This is a genomic window from Nocardia sp. NPDC127526 (assembly GCF_042672265.1).
GTDB lineage: Bacteria > Actinomycetota > Actinomycetes > Mycobacteriales > Mycobacteriaceae > Nocardia.
On the sequence record NZ_JBHXVO010000011.1, the window covers coordinates 141287 to 164390 of the forward strand.

General features: G+C 68.3%; 23 protein-coding genes. 13 read left to right on the forward strand and 10 right to left on the reverse strand.

Going from position 1 to position 23104, the window contains the following annotated elements:
* Nucleotides 1-34: 34 nt before the first annotated feature.
* On the reverse strand, nucleotides 35-2134 hold the full coding sequence (locus ACFVIV_RS20325; protein WP_379198539.1) for a RecQ family ATP-dependent DNA helicase: 2100 nt from the start codon (nucleotides 2132-2134) through the stop codon (nucleotides 35-37).
* Between the two features lie 190 nt (nucleotides 2135-2324).
* On the reverse strand, nucleotides 2325-2927 hold the full coding sequence (locus ACFVIV_RS20330) for a TetR/AcrR family transcriptional regulator (protein WP_379198436.1): 603 nt from the start codon (nucleotides 2925-2927) through the stop codon (nucleotides 2325-2327).
* Between the two features lie 72 nt (nucleotides 2928-2999).
* On the opposite strand from ACFVIV_RS20330, the gene ACFVIV_RS20335 reads away from it, so the two are divergent.
* Together ACFVIV_RS20335 and ACFVIV_RS20340 are read left to right on the forward strand one after the other, a co-directional pair.
* A complete protein-coding gene (locus tag ACFVIV_RS20335; RefSeq protein WP_379198438.1) occupies nucleotides 3000-3746 on the forward strand; it encodes an MBL fold metallo-hydrolase in 747 nt (248 codons plus the stop codon).
* A 127-nt stretch (nucleotides 3747-3873) separates the two neighbouring features.
* Nucleotides 3874-4356: a hypothetical protein gene (locus ACFVIV_RS20340; RefSeq protein WP_379198440.1), complete on the forward strand. Its 483-nt coding sequence runs from the start codon at nucleotides 3874-3876 to the stop codon at nucleotides 4354-4356.
* A gap of 46 nt (nucleotides 4357-4402) precedes the next feature.
* On the opposite strand, the gene ACFVIV_RS20345 is transcribed toward ACFVIV_RS20340, so the two are convergent.
* Nucleotides 4403-5626 (reverse strand): RtcB family protein, encoded by a 1224-nt coding sequence (locus tag ACFVIV_RS20345; protein ID WP_379198442.1) that lies wholly within the window; start codon nucleotides 5624-5626, stop codon nucleotides 4403-4405.
* An 80-nt stretch (nucleotides 5627-5706) separates the two neighbouring features.
* Nucleotides 5707-6930, reverse strand: a complete 1224-nt coding sequence (locus tag ACFVIV_RS20350) for a glutamate ABC transporter substrate-binding protein (protein WP_379198444.1) — start codon at nucleotides 6928-6930, stop codon at nucleotides 5707-5709.
* Between the two features lie 298 nt (nucleotides 6931-7228).
* Between ACFVIV_RS20350 and ACFVIV_RS20355 the strand changes: the two genes are divergently transcribed.
* Nucleotides 7229-7696 (forward strand): MarR family winged helix-turn-helix transcriptional regulator, encoded by a 468-nt coding sequence (locus ACFVIV_RS20355; RefSeq protein WP_379198541.1) that lies wholly within the window; start codon nucleotides 7229-7231, stop codon nucleotides 7694-7696.
* The gene (locus ACFVIV_RS20360) at nucleotides 7693-8061 is read left to right on the forward strand and encodes a DUF5313 family protein (RefSeq protein ID WP_379198446.1); all 369 of its coding nucleotides are present in this window, start codon (nucleotides 7693-7695) and stop codon (nucleotides 8059-8061) included. Before ACFVIV_RS20355 ends, ACFVIV_RS20360 begins: the two co-directional genes overlap by 4 nt.
* 1 nt (nucleotide 8062) lies before the next feature.
* On the opposite strand, the gene ACFVIV_RS20365 is transcribed toward ACFVIV_RS20360, so the two are convergent.
* Genes ACFVIV_RS20365 through ACFVIV_RS20380 form a run of 4 tightly spaced genes read right to left on the reverse strand, consistent with a single transcriptional unit; the run spans nucleotide 8063 to nucleotide 11395 of the window.
* The gene (locus tag ACFVIV_RS20365) at nucleotides 8063-8479 is read right to left on the reverse strand and encodes a DUF4189 domain-containing protein (RefSeq protein ID WP_379198448.1); all 417 of its coding nucleotides are present in this window, start codon (nucleotides 8477-8479) and stop codon (nucleotides 8063-8065) included.
* A 41-nt stretch (nucleotides 8480-8520) separates the two neighbouring features.
* Nucleotides 8521-9456, reverse strand: coding sequence for an alpha/beta hydrolase (locus ACFVIV_RS20370; protein WP_379198450.1), 936 nt, complete (start codon nucleotides 9454-9456; stop codon nucleotides 8521-8523).
* 47 nt (nucleotides 9457-9503) lie between these two features.
* Nucleotides 9504-10256 (reverse strand): glucose 1-dehydrogenase, encoded by a 753-nt coding sequence (locus ACFVIV_RS20375; protein WP_379198452.1) that lies wholly within the window; start codon nucleotides 10254-10256, stop codon nucleotides 9504-9506.
* An 11-nt stretch (nucleotides 10257-10267) separates the two neighbouring features.
* Entirely contained in the window at nucleotides 10268-11395 is a 1128-nt protein-coding gene (locus ACFVIV_RS20380; RefSeq protein WP_379198454.1) for an LLM class flavin-dependent oxidoreductase, read from the reverse strand.
* Between the two features lie 147 nt (nucleotides 11396-11542).
* Between ACFVIV_RS20380 and ACFVIV_RS20385 the strand changes: the two genes are divergently transcribed.
* The 4 genes from ACFVIV_RS20385 to ACFVIV_RS20400 all read left to right on the forward strand — a co-directional run bounded on the left by ACFVIV_RS20385 (nucleotide 11543) and on the right by ACFVIV_RS20400 (nucleotide 15687).
* Nucleotides 11543-12298: a glucose 1-dehydrogenase gene (locus ACFVIV_RS20385; protein WP_379198456.1), complete on the forward strand. Its 756-nt coding sequence runs from the start codon at nucleotides 11543-11545 to the stop codon at nucleotides 12296-12298.
* A gap of 9 nt (nucleotides 12299-12307) precedes the next feature.
* On the forward strand, nucleotides 12308-13984 hold the full coding sequence (gene kstD / locus ACFVIV_RS20390) for a 3-oxosteroid 1-dehydrogenase (RefSeq protein WP_379198458.1): 1677 nt from the start codon (nucleotides 12308-12310) through the stop codon (nucleotides 13982-13984).
* A 129-nt stretch (nucleotides 13985-14113) separates the two neighbouring features.
* Nucleotides 14114-14845 carry a glucose 1-dehydrogenase gene (locus ACFVIV_RS20395; protein WP_379198460.1) on the forward strand — a complete coding sequence of 244 codons (732 nt, stop codon included), beginning with the start codon at nucleotides 14114-14116 and terminating at the stop codon, nucleotides 14843-14845.
* Nucleotides 14846-14871: 26 nt separating this feature from the next.
* Nucleotides 14872-15687 (forward strand): SDR family NAD(P)-dependent oxidoreductase, encoded by an 816-nt coding sequence (locus tag ACFVIV_RS20400; protein WP_379198462.1) that lies wholly within the window; start codon nucleotides 14872-14874, stop codon nucleotides 15685-15687.
* Nucleotides 15688-15700: 13 nt separating this feature from the next.
* On the opposite strand, the gene ACFVIV_RS20405 is transcribed toward ACFVIV_RS20400, so the two are convergent.
* Nucleotides 15701-17320, reverse strand: a complete 1620-nt coding sequence (locus tag ACFVIV_RS20405; RefSeq protein WP_379198464.1) for a FadD3 family acyl-CoA ligase — start codon at nucleotides 17318-17320, stop codon at nucleotides 15701-15703.
* 223 nt (nucleotides 17321-17543) lie between these two features.
* On the opposite strand from ACFVIV_RS20405, the gene ACFVIV_RS20410 reads away from it, so the two are divergent.
* The 4 genes from ACFVIV_RS20410 (at nucleotide 17544) to ACFVIV_RS20425 (ending at nucleotide 21488) form a co-directional block, all read left to right on the forward strand.
* On the forward strand, nucleotides 17544-19724 hold the full coding sequence (locus tag ACFVIV_RS20410) for a pyruvate, phosphate dikinase (RefSeq protein WP_379198465.1): 2181 nt from the start codon (nucleotides 17544-17546) through the stop codon (nucleotides 19722-19724).
* Nucleotides 19714-20526: a tyrosine-protein phosphatase gene (locus ACFVIV_RS20415; RefSeq protein WP_379198467.1), complete on the forward strand. Its 813-nt coding sequence runs from the start codon at nucleotides 19714-19716 to the stop codon at nucleotides 20524-20526. The genes ACFVIV_RS20410 and ACFVIV_RS20415 overlap by 11 nt, the downstream gene beginning before the upstream one ends.
* Nucleotides 20527-20563: 37 nt before the next feature.
* Complete coding sequence (locus tag ACFVIV_RS20420; RefSeq protein ID WP_379198469.1) at nucleotides 20564-21133, forward strand: hypothetical protein; 570 nt, start codon at nucleotides 20564-20566, stop codon at nucleotides 21131-21133.
* Nucleotides 21134-21194: 61 nt separating this feature from the next.
* Nucleotides 21195-21488, forward strand: coding sequence for an MTH1187 family thiamine-binding protein (locus ACFVIV_RS20425; RefSeq protein WP_379198471.1), 294 nt, complete (start codon nucleotides 21195-21197; stop codon nucleotides 21486-21488).
* 6 nt (nucleotides 21489-21494) lie between these two features.
* On the opposite strand, the gene ACFVIV_RS20430 is transcribed toward ACFVIV_RS20425, so the two are convergent.
* Nucleotides 21495-22589: a winged helix DNA-binding domain-containing protein gene (locus tag ACFVIV_RS20430; protein WP_379198473.1), complete on the reverse strand. Its 1095-nt coding sequence runs from the start codon at nucleotides 22587-22589 to the stop codon at nucleotides 21495-21497.
* Nucleotides 22590-22697: 108 nt separating this feature from the next.
* Here ACFVIV_RS20430 and ACFVIV_RS20435 point away from each other — a divergent pair, with 108 nt between their 5' ends.
* The gene (locus tag ACFVIV_RS20435; RefSeq protein WP_379198475.1) at nucleotides 22698-23099 is read left to right on the forward strand and encodes a hypothetical protein; all 402 of its coding nucleotides are present in this window, start codon (nucleotides 22698-22700) and stop codon (nucleotides 23097-23099) included.
* The last annotated feature ends 5 nt before the right edge of the window (nucleotides 23100-23104 follow it).

Genomic DNA, 23104 nt, shown 5'->3' on the forward strand with positions numbered 1-23104 from the left:
TCGCCTCCTTCTGCCCTGTCGAGTCTATCTCCGCTCAGGACGGTGTCGCCAAGGCGAAGGGCAGGACCGCGTCCGCGCCCGCGGCCCGGAGGGTGCGAGCCGCCATGGTCAGCGTCCAGCCGGTGTCGGTGAGGGCGTCGACCAGCAGGATGGGACCGTCCACCGCGGTGAGATCGGGGACCTCCCAGGCATTGTGGAGCGCCGCGACGCGGTGGGCGGAGTTGGCGGCCGAGATCGGGGGGATATCGGGGCGCAGCTGCAGCACACCCAGATCGCGCAGCCGGCCGATCTGCGCCAGGCGGGCCGCCAGGGACGTGGTGAGTTCGCGGTGGCGGGCGTTGTCCAGCGCGATGACCGCGGTCGGCCGCTGCGCCCAATCCCATTCGCGGAGAACGATTGTGCAGGCCTGGAAGACCTCGTCCGGGACGGGCCCGTCCGGGCCGTCGAGGAGCGCGCGCAGCCGCTGACCCCAGCCGAGGTCGCTCAGGCGGCCGAGTACGCGACCGGTTTCCGCACCCTCGGATATCTTGCCGGACAACGAGATTCCGAGTTTCGCCATGCCCGTGGGCCATTGCTTGCGCGGTGCGAGGTCGATGCCCGGCCGATCCAGGCGGGCGCGGATGGCCGCGAGGTCGGCGGTATCGACCGACACGTCCTGCCGGGCGCCGGTGCAGTTGTCGCAGCGGCCGCAGCCGGGGGCATCCGCGCTCAGGCCCGGATCGTCGAGCTGGCGGCGCAGGAAGTTCATCCGGCATTCGCCGGTGGACTGGTAGTCGATCATGGCCTGCTGCTCGGACTCGCGCGCAATGCTCAGGCGCTCATAGCGTTCGGTGTCGTACCGCCACGGTTCGCCGGTCCCGACCCAGCCGCCGCGCACCCGCCGCACCGCACCGTCCACATCGAGGACCTTGAGCACCATCTCCAGCCGGGAGCGGTTCAGCTCCACCAGCGGTTCCAGGGCGGCGGTGGACATGGCCCGATCCGCATCGAGGGCGTCGAGCACCGACCGCACCACGTGCTCGCGCGGAAACGCCACGGACGCGAAGTAACTCCAGATACGGCGGTCTTCCGGTCCAGGCAGCAGGATCACCTCGGCGCGTTCGGTGCCGCGCCCGGCACGACCGACCTGCTGGTAGTAGGAGATCGGCGAGGACGGCGCGCCGACGTGCACGACGAACCCGAGATCGGGCTTGTCGAATCCCATTCCGAGCGCGGAGGTGGCGATGAGCGCCTTGACCTCGTTGTGCAACAGCGCCGCTTCCAGCGCTTCCCGCTCGGTGGGCTCGGTCTGCCCCGTGTACGCGGCGACGTGATGCCCGTGGGAATTCAGCACATCCGCGAGATCGTGCGCTGCCGCCACGGTCAGCGCGTACACGATGCCCGAGCCCGGCAATTCGTGCAGCCGCTTGCTCAACCACGCCGTCCGCTCCACCGCATCGGGAATCTTCACCACCGACAAATGCAGCGACTCCCGATCGAGCGTCCCGCGCAGCACCAGCGTGTCCGTGCCGATCTGCGTCGCCACATCGGTCACCACCCGGTCATTGGCCGTGGCAGTGGTTGCGAGCACCGGCACATCCGACCCGAGATCGGCGATGAGGGTGCGAATCCGCCGATAGTCGGGTCGGAAGTCGTGCCCCCAATCGGAGACGCAGTGCGCCTCGTCGATCACCACCAGACCCGCGTCCGCGGCCAGCTTCGGCAAGACCGAATCCCGGAAGTCCGGATTGTTCAACCGCTCCGGACTGACGAGCAGCACATCCACCTCCCCGGCCGCCACCCGCGCATGGATCTCATCCCACTCGGTGACATTCCCGGAGTTGATGGTCGCCGCGACCACACCGGCCCGCTCGGCCGCCGCCACCTGGTTGCGCATGAGCGCCAGCAATGGCGACACGATGACCGTCGGCCCGCGCCCCGCCGCTCGCAGCAACTTCGCCGAAATGAAGTACACCGCCGACTTGCCCCACCCGGTGCGCTGCACCACCAGGGCCCGCCGCCGCTGCACCACCAACGCCTCGATGGCCGTCCACTGATCCTCCCGCAGCCGCGCCCGCGGTCCGGCGAGCTCGCGGAGCAGCCGTTCGGCATCTTCCCGCAGATCACCGGTGGTCGTGGTCGAGGTCGCTCCGATCGAGGTCACGCGCTCCATCGTGCCTCACCGCACCGACAGCCAGAACCCTGCCCGCAACCTCGCACCCCAACTCGCGACTTCGCACCCCGGCACGACTCACACCGACAAGTGACTCGCATTCCGGCACACGTCTTCGCGCTCCGGGTGAGGTCATCGCACTCCGGGTGAGGTCATTGCACTCCGGGTGAGGTCATCGCGCTGCGGCGAGGTGGGCGTCGACCATGGTCCGCACCAATGTTTCCAGCGGCGGCCAGGGAAAGCTGGGCCGATCCTGGCGCAACATGATCAGCCCGTGCATGGCCGCCCACACGCAGGCCGCCGTGGCTCCGGGGTCCTTGCTCCCGCATGCGGCCACCGAATCGGCGAGCAGCTGGAACGTCGTCAACCCGGGCATCCGCTCGACACTGGGTTCCCACCCCGGCATCCCCGCCGTCCCGAACAGCACCCGGTAATGCCCGGGATGTCCCAGCCCGTAATCGACATAGGCCCGGCACAACGCCGAGAGCCGTTCGGCCGCACCGTCTTCGGCCTCGACCGCGGCCGTGAGCACCTCGTGCAATTCCGCGAACCGCACCGCGTACACCGCGGTGAGCAGCTCGCGGCGATCCGCGAAATGCAGGTACAGACTCTGCGGCGCGATCCCCGCCTCCCGCGCGACCGCGCGCAACGACAGCGCCTCCACCCCCGCCAACTCCTCGAGCAGCCGGCCGGCCGCCTCGACAAGTTCGTTTCGCAGCAGCCCTCCTTCACCGCGACGGTTACGGCTACGGGCGGCAGGTGATTCCTTCGGCACCTTGACAGCCTAACAAGACGAGCGTCTACTGACAGCTGTAAGCAGACGGCTGTCTTGTTAGGAAATCCCTTTATGCTCACCGTGACCCGCGTTGTCCACGCCAGCGTCCTGCTCGACTTCGGCGGAGCCCGCATCCTCACCGACCCCTGGTTCTCCGAAACCCGCTTCTACCGCCACGGCGAACCCCGCGCCATCGCCAATGCTGCCGATTTGCCGGAGCTCGCGGGCATCGTCATCAGCCACGGCCACTACGACCACTGCGATCTCGACAACCTGGTCGAATACCCGGACAAGGCCGTGCCTTTCGCGGTCGTCCCCGGCCTGGCCAAGAAGGTCCGCGCCGCCGGCTTCACCAATGTCGTCGAACTCGCCCCCTGGCAGTCGACCCGCCTCGGCCCGGTCGAGGTGATCGCCGCCCCCGCCAGCCACGGAGTCCCGGAGGTGACCTTCGTGCTCCGCGCCGACGGCCACACCGCCTACTTCGGCGCGGACACCCTCCGCATCGACGAACTCGACGAAATCGCCGGTCGTTTCCCGGATTTGGACCTCGCCCTGCTGCCCGTCAACGGCCTGCGCATCCGCCCCGCCTTCAACCACAAGGTGGTCATGGACGCCGAGGAGGCCGCCGACCTCACCCGCGTCCTGCATCCCCGGATCGCCGTGCCCATCCACTACGCCTTCTCCAGCGGACCCCTCGGCGACCGGATCATCACCAAGGGCGATCGCCGGGGCGCGGACCTGTTCCGCGACGCCGCGGCCGATCGCGTCCCGGACACCGCCGTGCACATTCTCCCGACCGGGCAGCCGCTCACGCTGTAGACCGCTGCGTATCCCACCGGATGCGCATTGGTTGCGGTGCCGTCAAGATCGCGCGGAATCGCCTGCCCGGACGGACAATAGAGGTCCGGGGACCAATGGGTGTCCCAAGGGGGTGCAGGAGGCCACGATGCCCGAGAAGTTCCCGTCACCTGCGGGGTGGACGCCGCCGGGCACGCAGTTCACCAGCAAGGGAACGGTTTCCCGGACCGTGAGCGGCACCGTCGCGGCCTTGATCGTCACGCCCTTCGGCATCGCGCTCGCCGCACAGGGCGCGGCCGAGATGCGGCAGTGGGTCATTCTGGGCGAGTTCGCCGATCGCGCGGGCTCGACCTTCCAGCTGTTGTTCGGCGCCGCGCTGTTCCTGCTGGTCGCCGCGCTGGCCGCCTACTCCCCGGCCGCCACGGTCACCGCGGGGCTCGTGTGGGGCGTGCTGCCGGGCCTGATTCATCTGATCTTCCCCAACGACACCTTCGGGCTGATCAACGACCTACCCGGGCTATCCGACGAGCTACATGTGGCGCTGTATCAGTGGCTGCAAACAGGATTCGCGCTGATTGTCGGGTTCCTCCTGATCGGCGCGGGCGTGGCGGCCACGTTCCGCCGTCGCTGAACGTGGCGGAAGGGTGTGGGGACCAAGTCCCCACACCCCTGGGGCGTCACCCCTTCACGCAGAGCACCTGCCGCAGCGTCGCCACCACATCCACCAGATCCGCCTGCGCCGCGATGACCTGATCGATGTCCTTGTACGCCGCCGGAATCTCGTCCACGACCCCGGCGTCCTTGCGCGACTCCACGCCCTCGGTCTGCGCGATGAGATCCGCGACGGTGAACTGCCGCTTGGCCGCATTCCGGCTCATCCGCCGCCCCGCACCGTGCGACGCGGACTGGAACGAGTCGGGATTCCCCTTGCCGCGCACCACATACGACCGCGTGCCCATGGAGCCAGGGATAAGGGCCAGATCGCCCTTGCCCGCCCGGACCGCGCCCTTGCGGGTCACCAGCATCGGGATGCCGTCGATGATCTCCTCCGCCACATAGTTGTGGTGGCAAGAGATCGTATCGTCGAAATTCACGGCTACACCGGCGAATTCGTCACGCACGGCCTTGCAGACCAGAGCCAGCATGACGGCCCGATTCCGCGCCGCGTACTCCTGCGCCCAGGTCAGATCGCGCCGATAGGCATCCATTTCCGGTGTCCCGGAAAGGAATACCGCCAGATCACGATCCGGCAGATCCTGGTTGTGCGGCAGGGCTCGCGCCACGGCCATGTGCCGCTCGGCGAGTTCCTTGCCGATATTCCGGCTCCCGGAGTGCAGCAGGATCCACACCCGCTGCTCAGAATCCAGACAAACCTCGCAGAAATGATTGCCCCCGCCCAGGGTTCCCATCTGCTTGTGGGCCTTGGATTCGCGCGCGTGGACGGCCGGGTCCAGCGCATCGAAGCCCTTCCAGAATCGATCCCACCCCGCGCGCAGCGTGGTCCCGGCAGCTCGCTGCCCATGGACCTCCGCGTTCAACCGGTTCACATTCACCGGATCGTCGTGCGCCGCAAAGCCGACCGGAACCAGAGCCTCGATGCGCGACCGCAGCGAATGCAGATCATCCGGCAGATCACTCGCCGTCAGCGAGGTCCGCACCGCCTCCATACCGCACCCGATGTCCACACCGACGGCCGCGGGCGACACCGCATTCGGCATGGCGATCACGGATCCGACGGTGGCCCCCTTGCCGAGGTGCACATCGGGCATCACCCGTACGCCGTGGACCCACTCGAGATTCGCGATATTCCGCAGCTGTTGCAGCGCGGCCGCCTCGACTTCGTGCTCGTGGGCCCACATGAGCGTCTGCGCGCGCGTACCGCGCAGCTCGACGGGAAACATCGGATCGTCCTTTCGTTCAACTGCCACCCACCGTAGGTGCACGTCCCGTCGGCGTGCACCCGATTATCGGGCCGCCGGACTCAGGGTTCGACGAAGTCGGCGGCGAGGGAGCAGAGTTTCCAGGCGCCGTCGCGGCGGACCATGGTGCCGGTGTAGTCGATGTCCTTGAAGTAGTGGCGGTATTTCTCGGGGACGTTGCTGAAGGCTTCGTGGAAGACGAAGGTCGCGGAGTCCGGGTCGGTTTGGGTGACGCCGGTGATGGTGTTGGTGAAGCCCGCGGATTTGACCTCGGGGCCGAGGTGCTTGTCGTAGTGGGGGGTGTGGCGGAGCACGATTTCGTCTATGGCGTCGGCGTTCTCGGGGCAGACGAGGGAGCGGAAGCCTTCCCAGTCGCGGGCGTTGGAGGTGGCGGCCACGGCGCGGGTGGCGTGCACCAGATCCGGGTCGAGGGTGGTGGGGTCGCCGGGGTTGACGGCCTTGTCGGGCGCGTTGAAGACGATCGGCGGCTGGAAGGGTTCGAAGCCGGCGGCGGTGAGGTGGGTGGCCATGGCGCGGCGCCAGGAGCCGTCGTCGATCATCATCCGGATGGCGGCGGTGATGCGGCCCTGCAGGTCGATATCGCCCTTGCGGACGCCGACGCCGTAGCGCTCGCGGGTGAAGGGGTGCCCGACCACGCGCAGCACGCCCGGATGTTCCTGGGCGTAGCCGGCCAGGATGACGTCGTCGGTGGTGACGGCGTCGACGGTGCCCTCGATGAGGTCGGCGACGCATTGGGCGTAGGTGTCGCGCATGGCGAGTTTGACGCCGCGGGCGAAGCTGCGGCGGATCTTGTCGGCGGAGGTGGAGCCCTCGGCGGTGCAGACGACGCGGCCGTTGAGGTCTTCGGGGCGGTCGATGGCGCGTTCGCTCTGGCGCACCAGCAGGTCCTGGCCCGCGATGAGGTAGGGGCCGGCGAAGGAGACCAGTTGCTGGCGGGCGGCGGTGATGGAATAGGAGGCCACGACGAAATCGACTGCGCCGGAGTTCAACAGGTCCTCACGCAGTTCGGAGCGCGCCTCCCGCCAGATGATGTGCTCGGGCTGTACGCCCAGCTTGCCGGCGATGTAGACGGCGGTGTCGACGTCGAAGCCCGCGGGTTTGCCGTCGGCGCCGCGCATGGACAGGCCGGGTTGGTCGAATTTGATGCCCACGGTCACGGTCTGCGGTGGCGGCTGCTGGGGTTGCGGGCCGGATGACGGGTCCTGGCCGCAGGCGGCCGGTAACAGACCGGCGGTGAGGGCGGCGGCGAGGATCGCACGCTTCATCGAATCTGATCTCCTGTCGTCGCAATGCGGCGGATCGATCGGAACGAGCGCGGGGCTGAGATGGGCGATTGCCGCAATCTGTCAGCACACTGCGTGCATCAAAGCATTCGAGCGACCGAAACATGTGGAGATCGCGTAACTACGCGGCGATTCGCTGATCTTGCCCGGTCCTTCGCAATTTTTCAGCGATCGGCTCTCGTACTTTGCGGTCTGTGACGCGATCGGCTGCCGGTTCACGTGCCAATCGTTAGTGCATTAACTATTATGGCGCTAACGGTGAGAGGAGAACCCGGTGAAGTTGGACATCGACGACCCGCTGCGGCTGGACCGGCAGGTGTGCTTCGCGCTGGCGGTGGCCAATCGAGCGGTGCTGGCGGTCTACCGGCCGCTGCTGGAACCGATGGGGCTGACCCATCCGCAATATCTGGTGATGCTGGCGCTGTGGGGTGAGGCGCCGATGTCGGTGAAGGACATCGGGGAGGCAATCCAGCTGGATTCGCCGACGCTGTCGCCGCTGCTGAAGCGCCTCGAAGCGGCCGGGCTCATCACGCGGCGGCGGGACAGTCACGACGAGCGGAATCTGGTGATCGATCTGACCGATGCGGGGCGGGCGCTGCGCATCGAGGCGGAGCGGATTCCGCCCGCGGTGGTGGAGCGGCTCGGGGTGAGCCTGGCGGATCTGGAGGAGTTGCGCGACGTGCTCACCCGCGTCAACGACGCGGCCCGGCGATCGGTGCCGGAAACCGGGAAGGGAAGCCGGAAATGAAGCGCCCCAATCCGATTCAGTGGATCGGCTATTCGTGCGGCATGCGGCTGCCGGACTCCCTGCAGGAGTGGGTGCGCAATGACCTGACCGGAAGGTTCGCCTTCCCGCGGCATCTGGTGCGCGGCCTGGTGCCGCTGACGCCGATCTTCGCGGCGTTCCTGCTGTTCCCGGGGGAGCTGTGGCTGCGCGGCGCCATGATCCTGCTGGCCGTGCTGCTCGCGCTGTTCTACATCGTCGCCTACATGCCGATGAACCGCGCGCACCGGCTCGCCAAGCACGGCCTGCCCGCCGATCTGGAGAATCCGGCCCGCGCCACCCGGCGGGCGGCGGAGCGCGCCGCGTACGAGGCGCGCTACCAGCGCTGATCTATTCGGCGTTCGTGGTGCAGGCCGAGGCGATGACCGTGGCGGCGCGCGGGCTGGCGCTGCCCAGATCCGGGAAGGCGGGCGCGCTCTGGCCCAGGCCGGCGACCGCGATCTGCTCGGCCTCCTCGCGTGATCCGGCGTCGGCCCAGCCCCACTTGCCGTCGGCGCCGCGGGCGATGGCGCCGCAGCCGTCGCTGAAGTGCAGCACGATATCGCAGTCGTAGCTGGCGCAGTCCCGGATGGCGGCGGCGTCGGCGCCGACCTTCGAATCATCGGTGGTGACGACGGCGGAGCCCTTGAGCTGCGAGAGCGCAATGGTGCCGTAGTACCGCGGGGCGGCCTGGGCGAGTCCGGCGGTGGCCAGGGCGCCCGCGGCGGTCAGGGCGGCGGTGATGGTGGTGATGCGTGCTACCGACAAGAGAATCCCCGGTGTTTCAAAGCGGATGAACGGTAGCGATGCTACAGCGCCTTGCGCAGCGCGGTGAAGGCGGAAGTGTTGGCGCGCTGGGTTTCCCGCAGGTGGAACGCCATGGACATGAAGCCGTGGATGGCCCCGTTCCAGCGGTGGACCTCGGTGTTCACGCCGGCGTCGCGCAGCCGTCGCCCGTACGCCTCGCCCTCGTCGCGCAGCGGATCGAATTCGGCGGTGGCGATATAGGCGGGCGGGAGCCCGGTGAGATCGGCGATCATGGGATTGGCTCTGGGGTCGGCCCGGTCGGTGTCCGAATTCAGGTACTGCCGCCAGTACCAGCGCAGGTGCGCGGCCGTGGTGAAGTAGCCCTCGGCATTCTCGGTGTAGGAGCCGGAGTCGCAGGCCGGGTCCAGCATGGGATACAGCAGCAGCTGGAAGGCGATATCCGGACCGCCGTTGTCCCGGGCCTGCAGGGCGGCGACGGTGGCGAGATTGCCGCCCGCGCTGTCGCCGGCGACGGCGAGGCGGGCCGGGTCGCCGCCCAGGGATTCGGCATGGTCGGCCACCCAGCTCAGGGCGGCGTAGGCGTCTTGCGCGGCAGCTGGGAAGCGGGCGTCCGGGGCGAGGCGATAGTCCGCCGAGACCACGATGACGCCCGCCTCATTGGCCATGGTGCGGCAGAAACGGTCGTGACTGTCCAAGCCGCACAACACGAATCCGCCGCCGTGATAGAAGACGACGATCGGCGGATTGGGCTCGGCCGCGAGGGGCCGGTAGAGCCGCACCGGCACCTCGGGCGCGCCGACGGGGCCGGGCACCAGCCATTCCTCCACGCCCGCAACGGGAATGGGCTCGACGGCGGGTGCGCGACGCGCGGCCAGGAAGGCCCGGGCCTCGGCGGCGTCGAGCACCTCGGTGCCGAGCGCCGGAAAGGCAGCCGTGGCGGCGTCGGCGAAGGCCCGCCATTCGGGAGACAGGGACATGTCGAGATCCTCACTGGCCGTTCGTTATCGGTTGCCCGCCGCGCCGGTCACATGCCGCGCGGAATGAACTTGCCCGCCGCGAGCCCGCCGTCGACGGCGACCTCCGCGCCGGTGATGTAGGCCGCCGCGTCGGAGGCCAGGAAGGCGACCAGTTCGGCGACCTCCTCCGGGAGGCCGGTGCGCTCCAGCGGCAGGGTGGGGAAGCTGCCCGGGCCGGTGGTCAGGTAGGGCACCATCGGGGTGGCGATAGGGCCGGGATACACGGAGTTGACGCGGATCCGGGACAGGCCCAGTTCCAGGGCGGCGACCTTGCTCAGGCCGCGCAGGCCCCATTTGGAGGAGCCGTAGGCGGAGTGGTTCATCAGGCCCTCGAGGCCGGACTGCGAGGAGATATTGACGATGGCGCCGCCGCCCGCCGCGATCATGGCCGGGACCGCCGCCTTGATGCCGTTGAAGGCGCCGACCAGGTTCACCTTCAGAATGCGTTCCAGCTCTTCGGAATCGGTGTCCATGAGCGATTTCATGGTGTAGATGGCGGCATTGTTGACCAGCACGTCGAGCTTGCCGTAGGTCGAGACGGCGGTATCGACGGCGGCGGCCCAGCTCTCGGTGTCGGTGACATCGTGGCGGACGAAACGGGCTGCGTCGCCGAGGGATTCGGCGAGTTCCTTGCCTTCGGGCTCCAGCACGTCGGTGATGATCACCTTGGCGCCGCGGTCGACGAACAGGCGTGCTTCCGCAGCCCCTTGGCCGCGGGCGGCACCGGTGATCAGGGCGACTTTGCCGGTCAGATCAGCCATTTCGATTCCTTCTACTTGTTACGGAGGTGGGGGATGACCTTCTCGCCCCACTGACGGATGGTTTCCAGGCACGCGTCCTGCGGCACCGTGCCCATTTGGATGAGGCACAGGATCTCGTCGGCCCCGGCGTCGCGGAGGCGCTCGACATAGTCGATGGCGTCATCGGCATTGCCGTAGGCGTGCTCGGTATTGAAGATGGCGGTGGATCCGGACTGCACCGGGATCTTGGCCTCGTGCAGGTAGGCCACGTGTTCCTCGGCGGCCCGCTTGATCTCGGCGACCTCGTCCACGGCGGGGTCGACCGCCTCATCCGGGAGGGGACCCGCGCCGTAGTAGTGCTTAATGGACTGGGCGAAGAACCGCTGGCCGCGCGCGCCGATCTGCTGGGCGCGCTCGCGGTCGTCGAGCACGATGGTCGGGCACAAGGCCGCGAAATGATCGTTGACGACGGTGGAGACGAACCGCTCGCCCGTGCGGGCCGCAATGGCCGCGTCGTAGCGGCCGCGCAGTTCCGCGATCTCCTCGATGCCCGCGAAACCCAGGACCAGCGCGCCGATTCCGTAATCGGCGGCCAATTTCAGCGTGTCCTTCTTGGTGCACGCCATGAACAGCGGCGGATGCGGGCGCTGGATCGGCCGGGGCAGCAGGTGATGCGGATCGATGTCCAAAAGCTCACCGTGGTACTCGAATTCGGCTTCCGGGTCCTGCCAGGCGGTGGCGATCATGCGCAGTGATTCCTCGACCTCCTGATAGGTGCGGTCGGGATCGACTCCGCACATGGAGGTTTCGACGGTCGTCGCGCCGCGCCCGGCTCCCAGATTCAGTCTGCCGCCGGAGAGCACGTCGAGCATGGCCGCGCGTTCGGCGGTGCGCACCGGGTGATTGAAATTGAACGGCATGCAGACCACGCCGTGCCCGATGCGGATCCGCTCGGTCTTGGCGGCCACCCAGGTCAAGAAGATTTCGGGGGCGCTCATATGGGCGTAGTACTTGAGCCCGTGGTGCTCGACCGCCCACACCGTGTCGAAGCCGACCTCATCGGCCAGTATCGCCTGTTCCACGCAGTCGCGCAGCACCTCGGCCTCGTGTTCGGCGGTCGGATCGGCCAGCTGCGCTTCGAAGATCATCGAGAACTTCATCCGGGACTCCTCGCTATGCCTAACCGGAATAGTTCAGGACTCATAGCCTCAGGTCATTCGGATGTCTCAGTGGCCGGGACCACACCTGCCCGGCATCGACCGGCCGGACTTAGCGTCGGTTCGAACGCTGAGAAAGGACGGGAACCTGTGGGACAGCTGGACGGGAAAGTCGCGCTGATCACCGGCGGTGCGCGAGGTATGGGAGCCGAGCATGTGCGGCGTTTCCTGGCCGAGGGCGCGCGGGTGGTGTTCGGCGATGTGCTCGACGAGGAGGGCAAGGCCCTCGCGGCCGAGCTGGGTGCGTCCGTTCACTATGTGCACCACGATGTGACCAGCGAGAATGACTGGGCAGCAGCGGTTTCCGAGACCACCACCCGCTTCGGCCGGCTCGACATCCTGGTCAACAATGCGGGCATTCTGCGTTTCAAGCGCATCCTCGAGATGAGCCTGGACGAGTGGAACACCATGCAGGGCATCAATGTGACGGGCTCGTTCCTCGGCATCAAGACCGCCGCGCCCGCCCTGATCGCCGCCGGCGGGGGTTCCATCGTCAACGTGTCCTCGGTGGAGGGTTTCGTCGGCGCCGCCGGACTGTCCGCTTACAGCGCGAGCAAATTCGCGCTGCGCGGGCTCACCAAGTCCGCCGCCCGGGAGCTGGGGCACTCGGGCATCCGGGTGAATTCCATTCACCCGGGCGGCATCGCCACACCCATGACCGCGTCCGTGGCGGGCGCGTCCGGGGTGGACGGCGACAGCTTCTTCTCCGAACTGCCCATCCCGCGCTGGGGCCGGCCGGTCGAGGTCTCCGAGGTGGCGCTGTTCCTGGCGTCGGATGCCTCGAGCTACTGCACCGGCGGCGAATTCGTCGTCGACGGCGGCATGCTCACCAGTTGCGGCTACTAGAGGACTGTCATGGAATTCGAATTCGACGTCGTGGTCGTGGGTTCCGGCGCCGCGGGCATGACCGCCGCGCTGACCGCCGCCTACCGCGGGCTGTCGGTGACCCTGATCGAGAAGAGCCGCCTGTTCGGCGGATCCACCGCGCGCTCCGGCGGCGGCATCTGGGTGCCCAATAACCCGGTGCTGCGGGACGCGGGTGTGCCGGACAGTCCGACCATGGCGCGCACCTACCTGAAAGCCGTTGTCGGCGACCGGGTTCCGGAGGCCAAGCAGCGGGCGTTCCTGGACAACGGCCCGGCGATGTTCGACTACCTCGGGGCTCGCTCGAGGTACTGGGAGTTCGACTACGACCGCGGCTATTCCGACTACCACCCGGAATTCCCGGGGGGTCTGGCGCAGGGGCGCAGTATCGAGCCCAAGGTGATCGACGGGCGGCTGCTGGGCGGTGATCTGCACAAGATCAATCAGCCGACCATGTCCGCGCCCAAGGGCATCGCCATTACGGTCAGCGACTTCCACGACCTGAACATGATCGCGCGCACCTGGGCCGGTAAGAAGACCGCCATGAAGGTCGGCGCGCGCACCGCGCTGGCCCTCGCCAGAGGCGCGCTGCCACTGAGCCTGGGCAAGGCCCTGGCCGCTCGGCTGTGGCTGTCACTGCGGGACGCGGGCGTGCCGGTGTGGCTGAATACGCCTCTCACAGAACTGATTACCGAGGGCGGCGCGGTCGTCGGCATTCGCGCCGAGCACGAGGGCCGCCCGGTCGCCATCAAGGCGCGCCGCGGCGTGGTGCTCGCGGCCGGCGGCTTCGAGCACAACCTGGAGATGCGCAAGCAATACATTCCCGGCCCGCAGTCCACCGAGTGGACAGTCGGTGCGGCGGAGAATGTCGGCGAGGGCATTGTCGCGGGCCAGAAGGCCGGTGGCGCAGTCGATCTCATGGACGACGCCTGGTGGGGTCCGTCGGTGCGCAGCCCCGAGAACCGGCCGCCGTTCTTCTGCCTGGCCGAGCGTTCGCAGCCCGGCGCCATTCTGGTCAACGACCTCGGCGAGCGCTTCGTCAACGAATCCGCGCCGTATGTGAATGTGGTGCACCGGATGTACGAGCAGCAGGCGGCCGGGGTCGGCTGCATTCCCGCGCATTTCATCTTCGATCAGAACTTCCGCGACCGCTACCTGTTTCTCGGCAACTTCCCCAAACGCCCACTGCCGCAGGCGTACTACGACAAGGGCATCGTCAAGCAGGCGGACACACTGGCCGAACTGGCTGCCGAGCTGGGTATTCCGGCCGACAAGCTCACCGCGACGGTCGAGCGCTTCAATGTGTTCGCCAGGGCCGGTCGCGACGAGGACTTCCAGCGCGGCGACTCCGCCTACGACCGGTACTACGGCGATCCGACGGTCAAGCCCAATCCGACCCTCGCGCCGCTCGAGCGCGGCCCGTTCTACGCGGTCGAGATGGTCCCCGGTGACCTCGGGACCAAGGGCGGGCTGGTGACCGACGAGCACTCCCGGGTGCTCGACGAGCAGGGCAATCCCATCGCGGGTCTCTATGCGGCGGGCAATAATTCGGCCGCCGTCATGGGCAACGACTACGCCGGCGCGGGCGCGACCATCGGCCCCGCCATGGTCTTCGGCTATATCGCCGCGAATCATCTGGCGGACGACGAGTCAGGTAACCGAGCGTGATGGCCAGAGAAGTCCCTCGTCATCCCGGCATGCTTTTGGCCGGGATCCACACCCGGTCGGTGGATTCCGGCCAAAAACGCGCCGGAATGACGAGAAGTACTTTCGCGTGCGACAACAGGAGAGAGTGACATGGGTCGGGTTAGCGGTAAGAACGTCATTGTCACCGGCGGTGCGCGGGGGATGGGCGCGGCCTTCGCCCGCAAGCTGGCGGCCGAAGGGGCCACGGTGGTCATCACCGATGTGCTCACCGAGGTAGGCGCCGCGCTGGCCGCGGAGCTGGGCGAGCACGCCCTGTTCCTGCCCTTGGACGTGACCGACGAAACGGCCTGGAACGAGGTGGTCGCGCGGGCGGAAGCGGCGTTCGGGCCGGTCTCGGGCCTGGTCAACAATGCGGGCATCGTGCACGTGGACCCGATCGAGAAGCTCTCGGAGGCGGACTACCGCAAGGTCATCGACGTCAATCAGATCGGTGTGTTCCTGGGCATGAAGGCCGTGGTCGGCTCCATGCGCCGCGCGGGCGTCGGCTCGATCGTGAACATCTCCTCGACCGGCGGCCTGATCGGCTACTCCAACATCCTCGGGTATGTGGCGTCCAAGTGGGCGGTGCGCGGCATGTCGAAGACGGCGGCGCAGGAGTTCGCTCCGGACAATATCCGGGTCAACTCGGTGCACCCGGGCATTGTCGCCACCGAGATGGTCGCCGCCTCCGAGCGTTCCGCGAATATCGCCGCACACCAGCCGATTGCCCGCCCGGGCACGCCCGAGGAACTCGCCAATCTGGTGCTGTTCCTCATCTCCGACGAATCCTCCTACAGCACCGGTTCGGAATTCATTGCCGACGGCGGCTTCACGACCCAGTAATCAGCTGCGAGACAAGGAAATCGGCAATGAAGGACTTCAACGGCAAGGTCGCCGTGATCACCGGTGCGGGTGCGGGCATCGGACGTGCACTGGCCATCGAACTCGCCCGCAATGGCGCGCAGCTGGCGCTGTCGGGCCGCAATCTCGACAGCGTCGCCGAGACGGCCGCGCTGTGTGAGAAGGAGGGCGCGAAGGCGCGGGCCTACCGGCTCGACGTCACCGATCGCGCGGCGGTGTACGCCCATGCCGCCGAGGTGGTTTCCGACTTCGGCAAGGTCAATATCGTCATCAACAATGCCGGTGTCTCGCTGACCGCCAATATCGAGGATGTCAGCTGGGAAGACTTCGAGTGGATCTTCGATATCAACTTCTGGGGCACCGCGCACGGCACCAAGGCGTTCCTGCCGCATGTCATCGCCTCCGGTGACGGGCATATCGCCAATGTCTCGTCCATGTTCGGTCTGGTGGCCTGCCCGAGCCAGAGTGGTTACAGCTCATCGAAGTTCGCCATGCGCGCCTTCACCGACGCGCTGCGCCAGGAGATGATCATCGCGGGCCACCATGTGGGTGTCTCCAGCGTCCATCCCGGCATGATCAAGACGGAGATCGCCTGGAAGGCAAGGGCATCGGCCAACCGCGACCGCGACGCCCTGGCCAGCAATTTCGACCGGCTCGCCAAGACCAGCCCGGAGAAGTGCGCGCAGACCATCCTCAACGGCATCCGCAAGAACAAGCCGCTCATCCTCATCGGCCAGGACGCCCAGGCCATGAACTGGATGCAGCGCCTGCTCGGCTCCGGCTACATGAAGCCGCTGACCGCGCAGATGCGCAAGGAGATCTGAGCCCCGGTCGGCGCTATTTCAGATCGCGGAGTTCGCCTTTGACGACCTTGCCGCCGGCATTGCGGGGGAGGACGTCGGTGAAGATGACCTCGCGGGGGACCTTGTATCCGGCCAGGCGGGTGCGCGACCACTCGATGATGTCGGCGGCGTCCAGGGTGCCCGGGCGCTCCGGGACCACGATGGCGCGGCCGACCTCGCCGAGGCGGTCGTCCGGGACGCCGATGACCGCTACGTCGCGGATCTCCGGATGCTGCAACAGGATTCGTTCGATCTCGGCCGGGTAGGCGTTGAAGCCGCCGACGATGAACATGTCCTTGAGGCGGTCGGTGATGCGGAGATACCCGTCCTCGTCGAGGCGGCCGATATCGCCGGTGTGCAGGAAGCCGTCGGCGTCGATGGTTTCCTGCGTGGCGTTCGGGTCGTCGAGGTAGCCGAGCATGACATTCGGTCCGCGGACGATGATTTCGCCGGGTTCCCCGGGCGGCAGGTCGGCGCCGGCGCTGTCCACGATCCGGAGTTCGGTGTCCGGCAGGGCTTTTCCCACGGTGCCCGCCACCAGGTCGGCGGGGGCGTCCGGTGGGCAGACGGTGACCACGCCGACGGATTCGGTCAGGCCGTAGGCGGTGAAGACGTAGGGGACGCCCAGCTCCTCGCGGACGCGTTCGACCAGTTCGGTGGGAATCGTGGCGCCGCCGGTGCCGGCCAGCCGCAGCGATCCGAGCAGGTAGTCCTGGAACGGGGCGTGCAGGAGATCATTGAAAAGTGTTGGGGGACCGGCCAGGACGGTGATGCGTTCGCTCTCGATGAGTTGCAGGGCGCCGACGGGGTCGAAGCGTTCCACGGGCACCATGGTGGCGGCGCGCAGCAGGGAGGCGATGATGCCGGCCTTGTAGCCGAAGGTGTGGGAGAACGGAGGCACCAGCAGGTAGCGGTCCCGCGGCCGCAGCGTGACGGCATCCGACCAGCGCGCGAAGACCTCCAGCGTCTGGCGATGGGTGGCCAGCACCCCCTTGGGCGCGCCGGTGGTGCCGGAGGTGAACAGGATGTCGGACACCGAATCGGGATCGACTGCGGCGGCGCGCTCCTGGGCGGCCTCGGGCGGAACCACCGTGCCGGGGGCCAGGAATCCCGCCCACGAACTGGTATCCCAGTGGGCCGAGCTGGCGCCCAGGGCATCGTCGAGCAGGATGAGGTGTTCCAGATCCGGCACCCCGGCACCGGATTCGGCGAGCATGCCCGGATAGTCGGCGCCGAGGAACTCCTGCACGGTGCACACCGCCTTGGCGCGGCTGCGGGCCAGAATGTCGGCGGTTTCGGGCCCGCGTAGTCGGGTGCTGATCGGTACCAGCGTGGCTCCCGCGGCGAGCATCCCGAGCGCGGTGAGGATCCACCGAATGCTGTTGGGCGCCCAGATGCCCACGCGGTCGCCAGGCTCGATACCGGACGCGATCGCGGCCCGCGCCACCTCCCCGGTCTGCTCGGCCAGTTCGGCGTAGGTCAGCCGCCCCGCCGGACCCGCGATCGCCATCGCACCCGGATAGCGCCGCGCGCGCTCGCCCACCAGGGCCGGAATGGTCGAGACCGGGGCCGGGGTGGAAGGGCCGCCGATGGACGCCGCGTACCGCCGATCCATGCGCCCATCCTGCCCCACCCCACCATCCGCTATGACCACTTTCCCCGTGCCATCCCGCTGACCGGGCGTGCCGTGTTTTGTTTTCGCATTCCGGCGCGCCGCCGCGGGGTTGCGGGAGTGGTGGACGCGGGATTCCGCTGATCGGGATGCGGGTTGGGGGCCGGGGTGGTCACGCGGCACGCTCGAATCAGTGTTGATGTATCCACGACATCGAAGGAGTGACATGACCGCGGGAGCCGAGCTGGCGCAGCGACCCGGCACTGTGACGGGGAGCGCGGATTCCGGGGCAGCGGTGCACGTCGCCGAACTCGACGGCCGGTGCGAGCTGTCGCGGGAGCAGATCGGCGGCAAGGCGTGGAGCATCGATCACATGCGGGCACTCGGGCTGCCGGTGCCGCCGGCCTTCGTGATCACCACCGCGGCCTGGGCCGATTACACGCGGCGCGGAGCCATCGCGGAGGAGATCTGGGCGCAGGTGCGCGCGGGCATCGCCGCGATCGAGCGGGGGACCGGGCGGCGGTTCGGATCGGCGCGGCGGCCGCTGCTGATCTCGGTGCGGTCCGGATCGGCGATCAGCATGCCCGGCATGATGGATACCGTCCTCAATCTCGGCATGACCGATGCCGTGCAGCGGGCCCTCGCGGACGAGACCGGGAATACGGTCTACGCCAACGACACTCGGCAGCGATTCGTGCATCAGTACCGGGAGACGGTGCTGGGGGACGCGAACGGCGCGGTGCCCGCGGATCCGTGGGAGCAGCTGCGCGGCGCGATCGAGGCGGTGTTCCGGTCGTGGGATTCGGCGCGCGCCAAGACGTATCGACGCAATCGCGGGGTGCCGGACACGCTCGGCACCGCGGCGACGGTGCAGGCCATGGTTTTCGGCAATCTCGATGAATTGTCCGGCACCGGCGTGCTTTTCAGCCGGAATCCGAATACCGGCGACGGTCCGGTCTACGGCGAATGGCTGGTCGGCGGGCAGGGCGAGGACGTGGTCTCCGGCCGGTTGACCCCGCGGCCGCTGGACGAGCTGGCCGCCACCCAGCCCGAGGTGCACGAGCGGTTGATCGCCGCCACCCGGTTGCTGGAACGCGATGGGCGCGATCTGCAGGACATCGAGTTCACCGTGGAATCCGGGACGCTGTGGATGCTGCAATCGCGCCCGGCCAAGCGGTCCGCGCGGGCCGCGGTGCGCGCGGCGGTGGCCATGGTGGCGGAGGGGCTGATCGGTCCCGAGGAGGCGCTGGGACGGGTGACCGCCGACCGGGTGCGAGAGGTTTTGCGTCCCGCCTCCGGGGACACCGATGGTCAAGAACCGTTGGCGCGTGGTGAATCCGCTTGTCCCGGACTGGCTTCCGGCATTGTCGTCATCGATCCCGATGAGGCGGAGGCGCGGGCCGAGGCCGGGGAGGATGTGGTGCTGGTGCGGCCCACGACCAGCCCGGACGATCTGCACGGCATGATCGCCGCGCGCGCCATCGTCACCGAATTGGGCGGCACCACATCGCATGCCGCGCTGGTCAGCCGTGAGCTCGGCCGGCCCTGCGTGGTCGGCTGCGGGCCGGGCGTGGTCGCCGCGCTGGCCGGCAGGACCGTCACCGTCGACGGCGGCGCCGGACTGGTGCTCGCCGGTGAGGTCACCGCCAAACCGGTCGAGCAGGTCGTGCTCGACGATGTGCGGCAGCTGGCCGCGTGGGCCGGTGTGGAGGATGCGGCGCTGGCCGCCTGGCTGGAGGAGCGTGCGAGCGCACCGGAAAGCTCCGAGCAGGAAGAGGTTTCCGTGGCTCTGCCGGTGACCGAGCTGGATATCCTGCGCCTGGTCGGTATCAAGGGCCGGGTGAACGCCGACAATCTGGCCGCCAGCCTGTCCGCCGAGGCGGGCGAGATCGCCTCTCGCTGCACGGATCTGGTGACGTCCGGATTGTGCGCGAGCACTCCCGCGGGCTTCCGTCTCACCCCGGAGGGCCGCCCTCGCCTCGAGCAGCTGCTCACCGCGGAGCGCGCCGCCGTCGACGCGGCCGCCATCGCCGCCGCCTACGACGAGTTCTGCGTCTTCAACGCCGATCTCAAGGTGATCATCACCGACTGGCAGATGAAGGACCCGGCCACCGTCAACGATCACGCCGACGCCGACTACGACGCCGCGGTCCTGGCCCGCCTCACCGAGACCCATCAGCGCCTGCGCCCCCTGGTCGCGCGCCTGGGTGAGATCGCCCCCCGCCTGGTCCGCTATCTCGATCGCCTGGATCGCGCGGTCGAGCGCATTGCCGAGGGAGACCACACCTACGTGGCGCGACCCATTATGGACAGCTACCACACCGTGTGGTTCGAACTGCACGAAGACCTGATCGGCCTGTGCGGCCGCACCCGCGCCGACGAGGCGGCGGCCGGCCGTGCCCACTGATCCGATGGTCTCCGACGCCATGCCCCGGGGCTCCCTGCAAGCCTCCTCCGAACCGGGGCGCCGCTGGGTCGAGTTCGCCCAGATCGACAATGTGCGCGATCTGGGCGGGCTCCCCGTACGCGGCGGCGGCACAACGCGTTTCGGTGTGGTGTTCCGCTCCAGCACCTTGCAGCAGGCCACTGAAGCAGATCTGAGCCGCCTGACCGGGTCGCTCGGGTTGCGCACCGTGATCGACCTGCGGCTGCCCGACGAGGTGGAACGGGAAGGCTACGGCCTGATCGCGGGTGCGGACGTGCGCATCGCGAATCTGCCGATCCGCAAATCGCCGCAGTCCTCGCTCGCCGCACGGGATCTCGTCCCCGACAAGACCCGCGTGAACCTGACCGAGCTCTACGGCCGGCTGCTGGCGGGCAGTGGTGCGCACATCGTCGAATCCGTGCGCCTCATCATCGACCCGGCGAGGCACTCGGTGCTGTTCCACTGCGCCGCAGGCAAAGACCGCACCGGAGTGCTCGCCGCGGTGCTGCTGGACGCGGTCGGCGTGCACCCGGAGGCGATCGCCCACGACTATGCCCAGACCAATGAGCGTATGCACCGCGTCCGGGAACGCCTCAATGGCCTCGCCTCCTACCAGGGTCTGCCGCCCGCCGATACCGGCATCCTGGCGGTCACCCCGGACGTCATGCGCGGCTTCCTGGACAACCTGCACGCCGAACACGGCGGCGCCGCCGAATGGCTGCTCGCCAACGGTCTTTCCGGGACCGAACTCGACCGGCTCCGCCGGGCGTTGATCGAGCCGTGAGCGGGTAGTGCGCCGCCGCTCCAGTAGCGTTGGCGCGATGGTGATGTCACATATCGAGGAGATAGTCGGCGGCAAGCTCGCGTGGACCGAAGTGGATCTGCTCGATATCGATGACACCTCCGCGCGGCCCATCCGGGATGCGCTGGAGGAATTCGGGATTCGGGTCAACTACCACCCCATCGGCCAGCCCCGGCATATGACCGCCGTGCTGGGCGGCGCTCGCCCGGTCGCGCCCTACGTGCTCCTGTGCTGCCACGGCGAGGACGGCCGGATCCTGCTGCCGGAACTCGGCGGGGAGATCGCCGCCGAGCAGCCGTTCAACGGCAGCATGGGGCCCAAGCGGGTGCGCAAGCATCTGCGCCTGCCGGGCAGCGCGGTGATCTCCACCGGTTGCGGGACCGGGAAACCCGCACTCGCGCAAGCCTTCCTGGACGCGGGAGCCTCCGCCTACTTCGCTCCCGCCGAGCCGCCGGACGGGCACAGCGCGTTCTTCGCCGTGCTCCAGCTGTTCTACGAGCTCACCGCCGGCCGTGATCTGCGGCAGGCGGCGCATCGGGTGCGCGCCTACGGCGACGAATTCGACATATGGGAACTCCGGGAGCGCTGACGCGTCCGGATAAGCTCGAGTCGACCACCCGATTCCGCGGCCCGGCCACAGGAGGATTCCGATGCTCGCAGCATTCTCGATCACCCCCATCGGCGTCGGCGAGGATGTCGGCGAGCAGGTGGCCGTCGCCGTGCGCGTGATTCGCGAGAGCGGCCTGCCCAATCGCACCTCGGCCAGCTTCACCGAGATCGAGGGCGAATGGGACGAGGTCTTCGCCGTCATCAAGAAGGCCACCGACGCGGTGATGGCCGAGGCCGGCCGGTGCAGCATCTCGATCAAGGCCGATGTCCGTCCCGGCCACGACGCCATGCTGACGTCCAAGCTCGAATCGGTGGAGCGCCACCTGGCGGGGTGACCGCGGTCAGCGCCGATCGATGAGGATCTTGCCGTCCTCGTCCGGGACGATCACCGGGAGCAGTTGCTCGGCCTCGGCGCGCACGGCCGCTTCGTCGGCGGCGGACAGCGGATGCCACGGCGTGATCCGGATGGTCGAGCCGTCGAGATCCCAACGGCCGTGCGTGAATCCGTCCACCAGATAGGTGGGCACGCCCGCGGACGCGATCTTGGTGATGCGGGCGCGGTCGGCGTCGCTGATGATGCGGCGGCGATCGCGGTGCCCGAGGGTGACATTGTCGAATGCGGGCAGGAAGCGCACCGGCACGGGGAGATCACCCTCGGCAATCGGAGCATCGAGGACATCGAAGAGTTCCGCGCCCTCGTCATTGTGGAAGACGCGCAGTTGCGGGCGCAGCCGGCGCACCACCTCGGCCAGGCGGGTGACGCCCGACCAGGCCTGGATATCGGCGACGGTCGCCGGGCCGAAGGCGGTCAGGTAGCGCAGCACCAGCGTGTCCGGATCGGCGCCGGTATGGACCGGAGCCCCGATCCACTCGTGCGCGAGGGCGACCCCGACATAGCGATTCCGCCAGCCGCCCCAGGCACCGGCCTCGGCATCGTTGACCAGGGGAATCATTGCGGTGAGCGCCTGCGCGAGACGACCCGGATGCGGGGAATCCGGGAAGCGCTCGCCCAGCATCCGCCCCAGGTCGCGGCGCAGCAGCGTGCGTCCGGTGAGGAGTTCGGTTCCGGCGGTGGCCAATTCGCCGAGGTCGATCCCGCCGAGCGCCTCCTGGAAGTAGGCGGCCTTCAGGTTCGACGCCACGAACGGCGCGACGGTCGGGTGCAGCCACCGGAAGTCCTCGGCGGCCGCCAGATGGACGGTGCGCCGAATCATGGTGGACCGCACCACGGTTCGATCCCGCAATAGCGCCCCCAGGTCATCGTGGCGGAACCCGGCGAGCCGGGTCCACAGACCGACATAGGGCCAATTGGGCTCTTGCCCCTGCACCGCGACGAGATGGCGGACCAGATCGGCCGCGGGCATATCGACCCGCTCGGTCAGCATCTGGCGAAGGAGAAGGGTCCGGTTCAGCGTGCGCAGCGACAAGGTCGTCATACGACAATGGTCGCCGACGTATAGGACAGTTCCTGTCCTACTTCTTCCGCTCCGTCGATGTCAGTTCGCTGTCAGCCCGGTGTCAGCCGGGCCCGCGACAGTGTGTCCATGACAACGATCACCCTGACCGACCAGGACAAGAGCACCATCCGCACCGCCGCCTACGGCGCGGTCTCGCTGCTGGCCGCCGCCGGCGCTCCCCATAAAGGCATCTCCCGCGCCTCCATCGCCCTGACCTCGTCCACCGGCCTGGTGGGCCACGTCCTCTCCGCCAAATCCAAGGACATTCATCTCCCCGGCAGAACCGTGGCCGACCTCGCCGACCACGTCCTCCCCGCCCTCACCGCCGCCATGACCATCCTCGCCGCCCATTCCCCCGCCGAAGCGGACAACTTCCGCACCACCGTTCTGGTCGCCCTCGAATCCGCCACCCAGCCCCACCGCCGGCACCCCGGCCCCGTGCTCACGGCCATGGTCAACAAGATCACCGAGGCCCTCGACCGCGCGTGACGGCG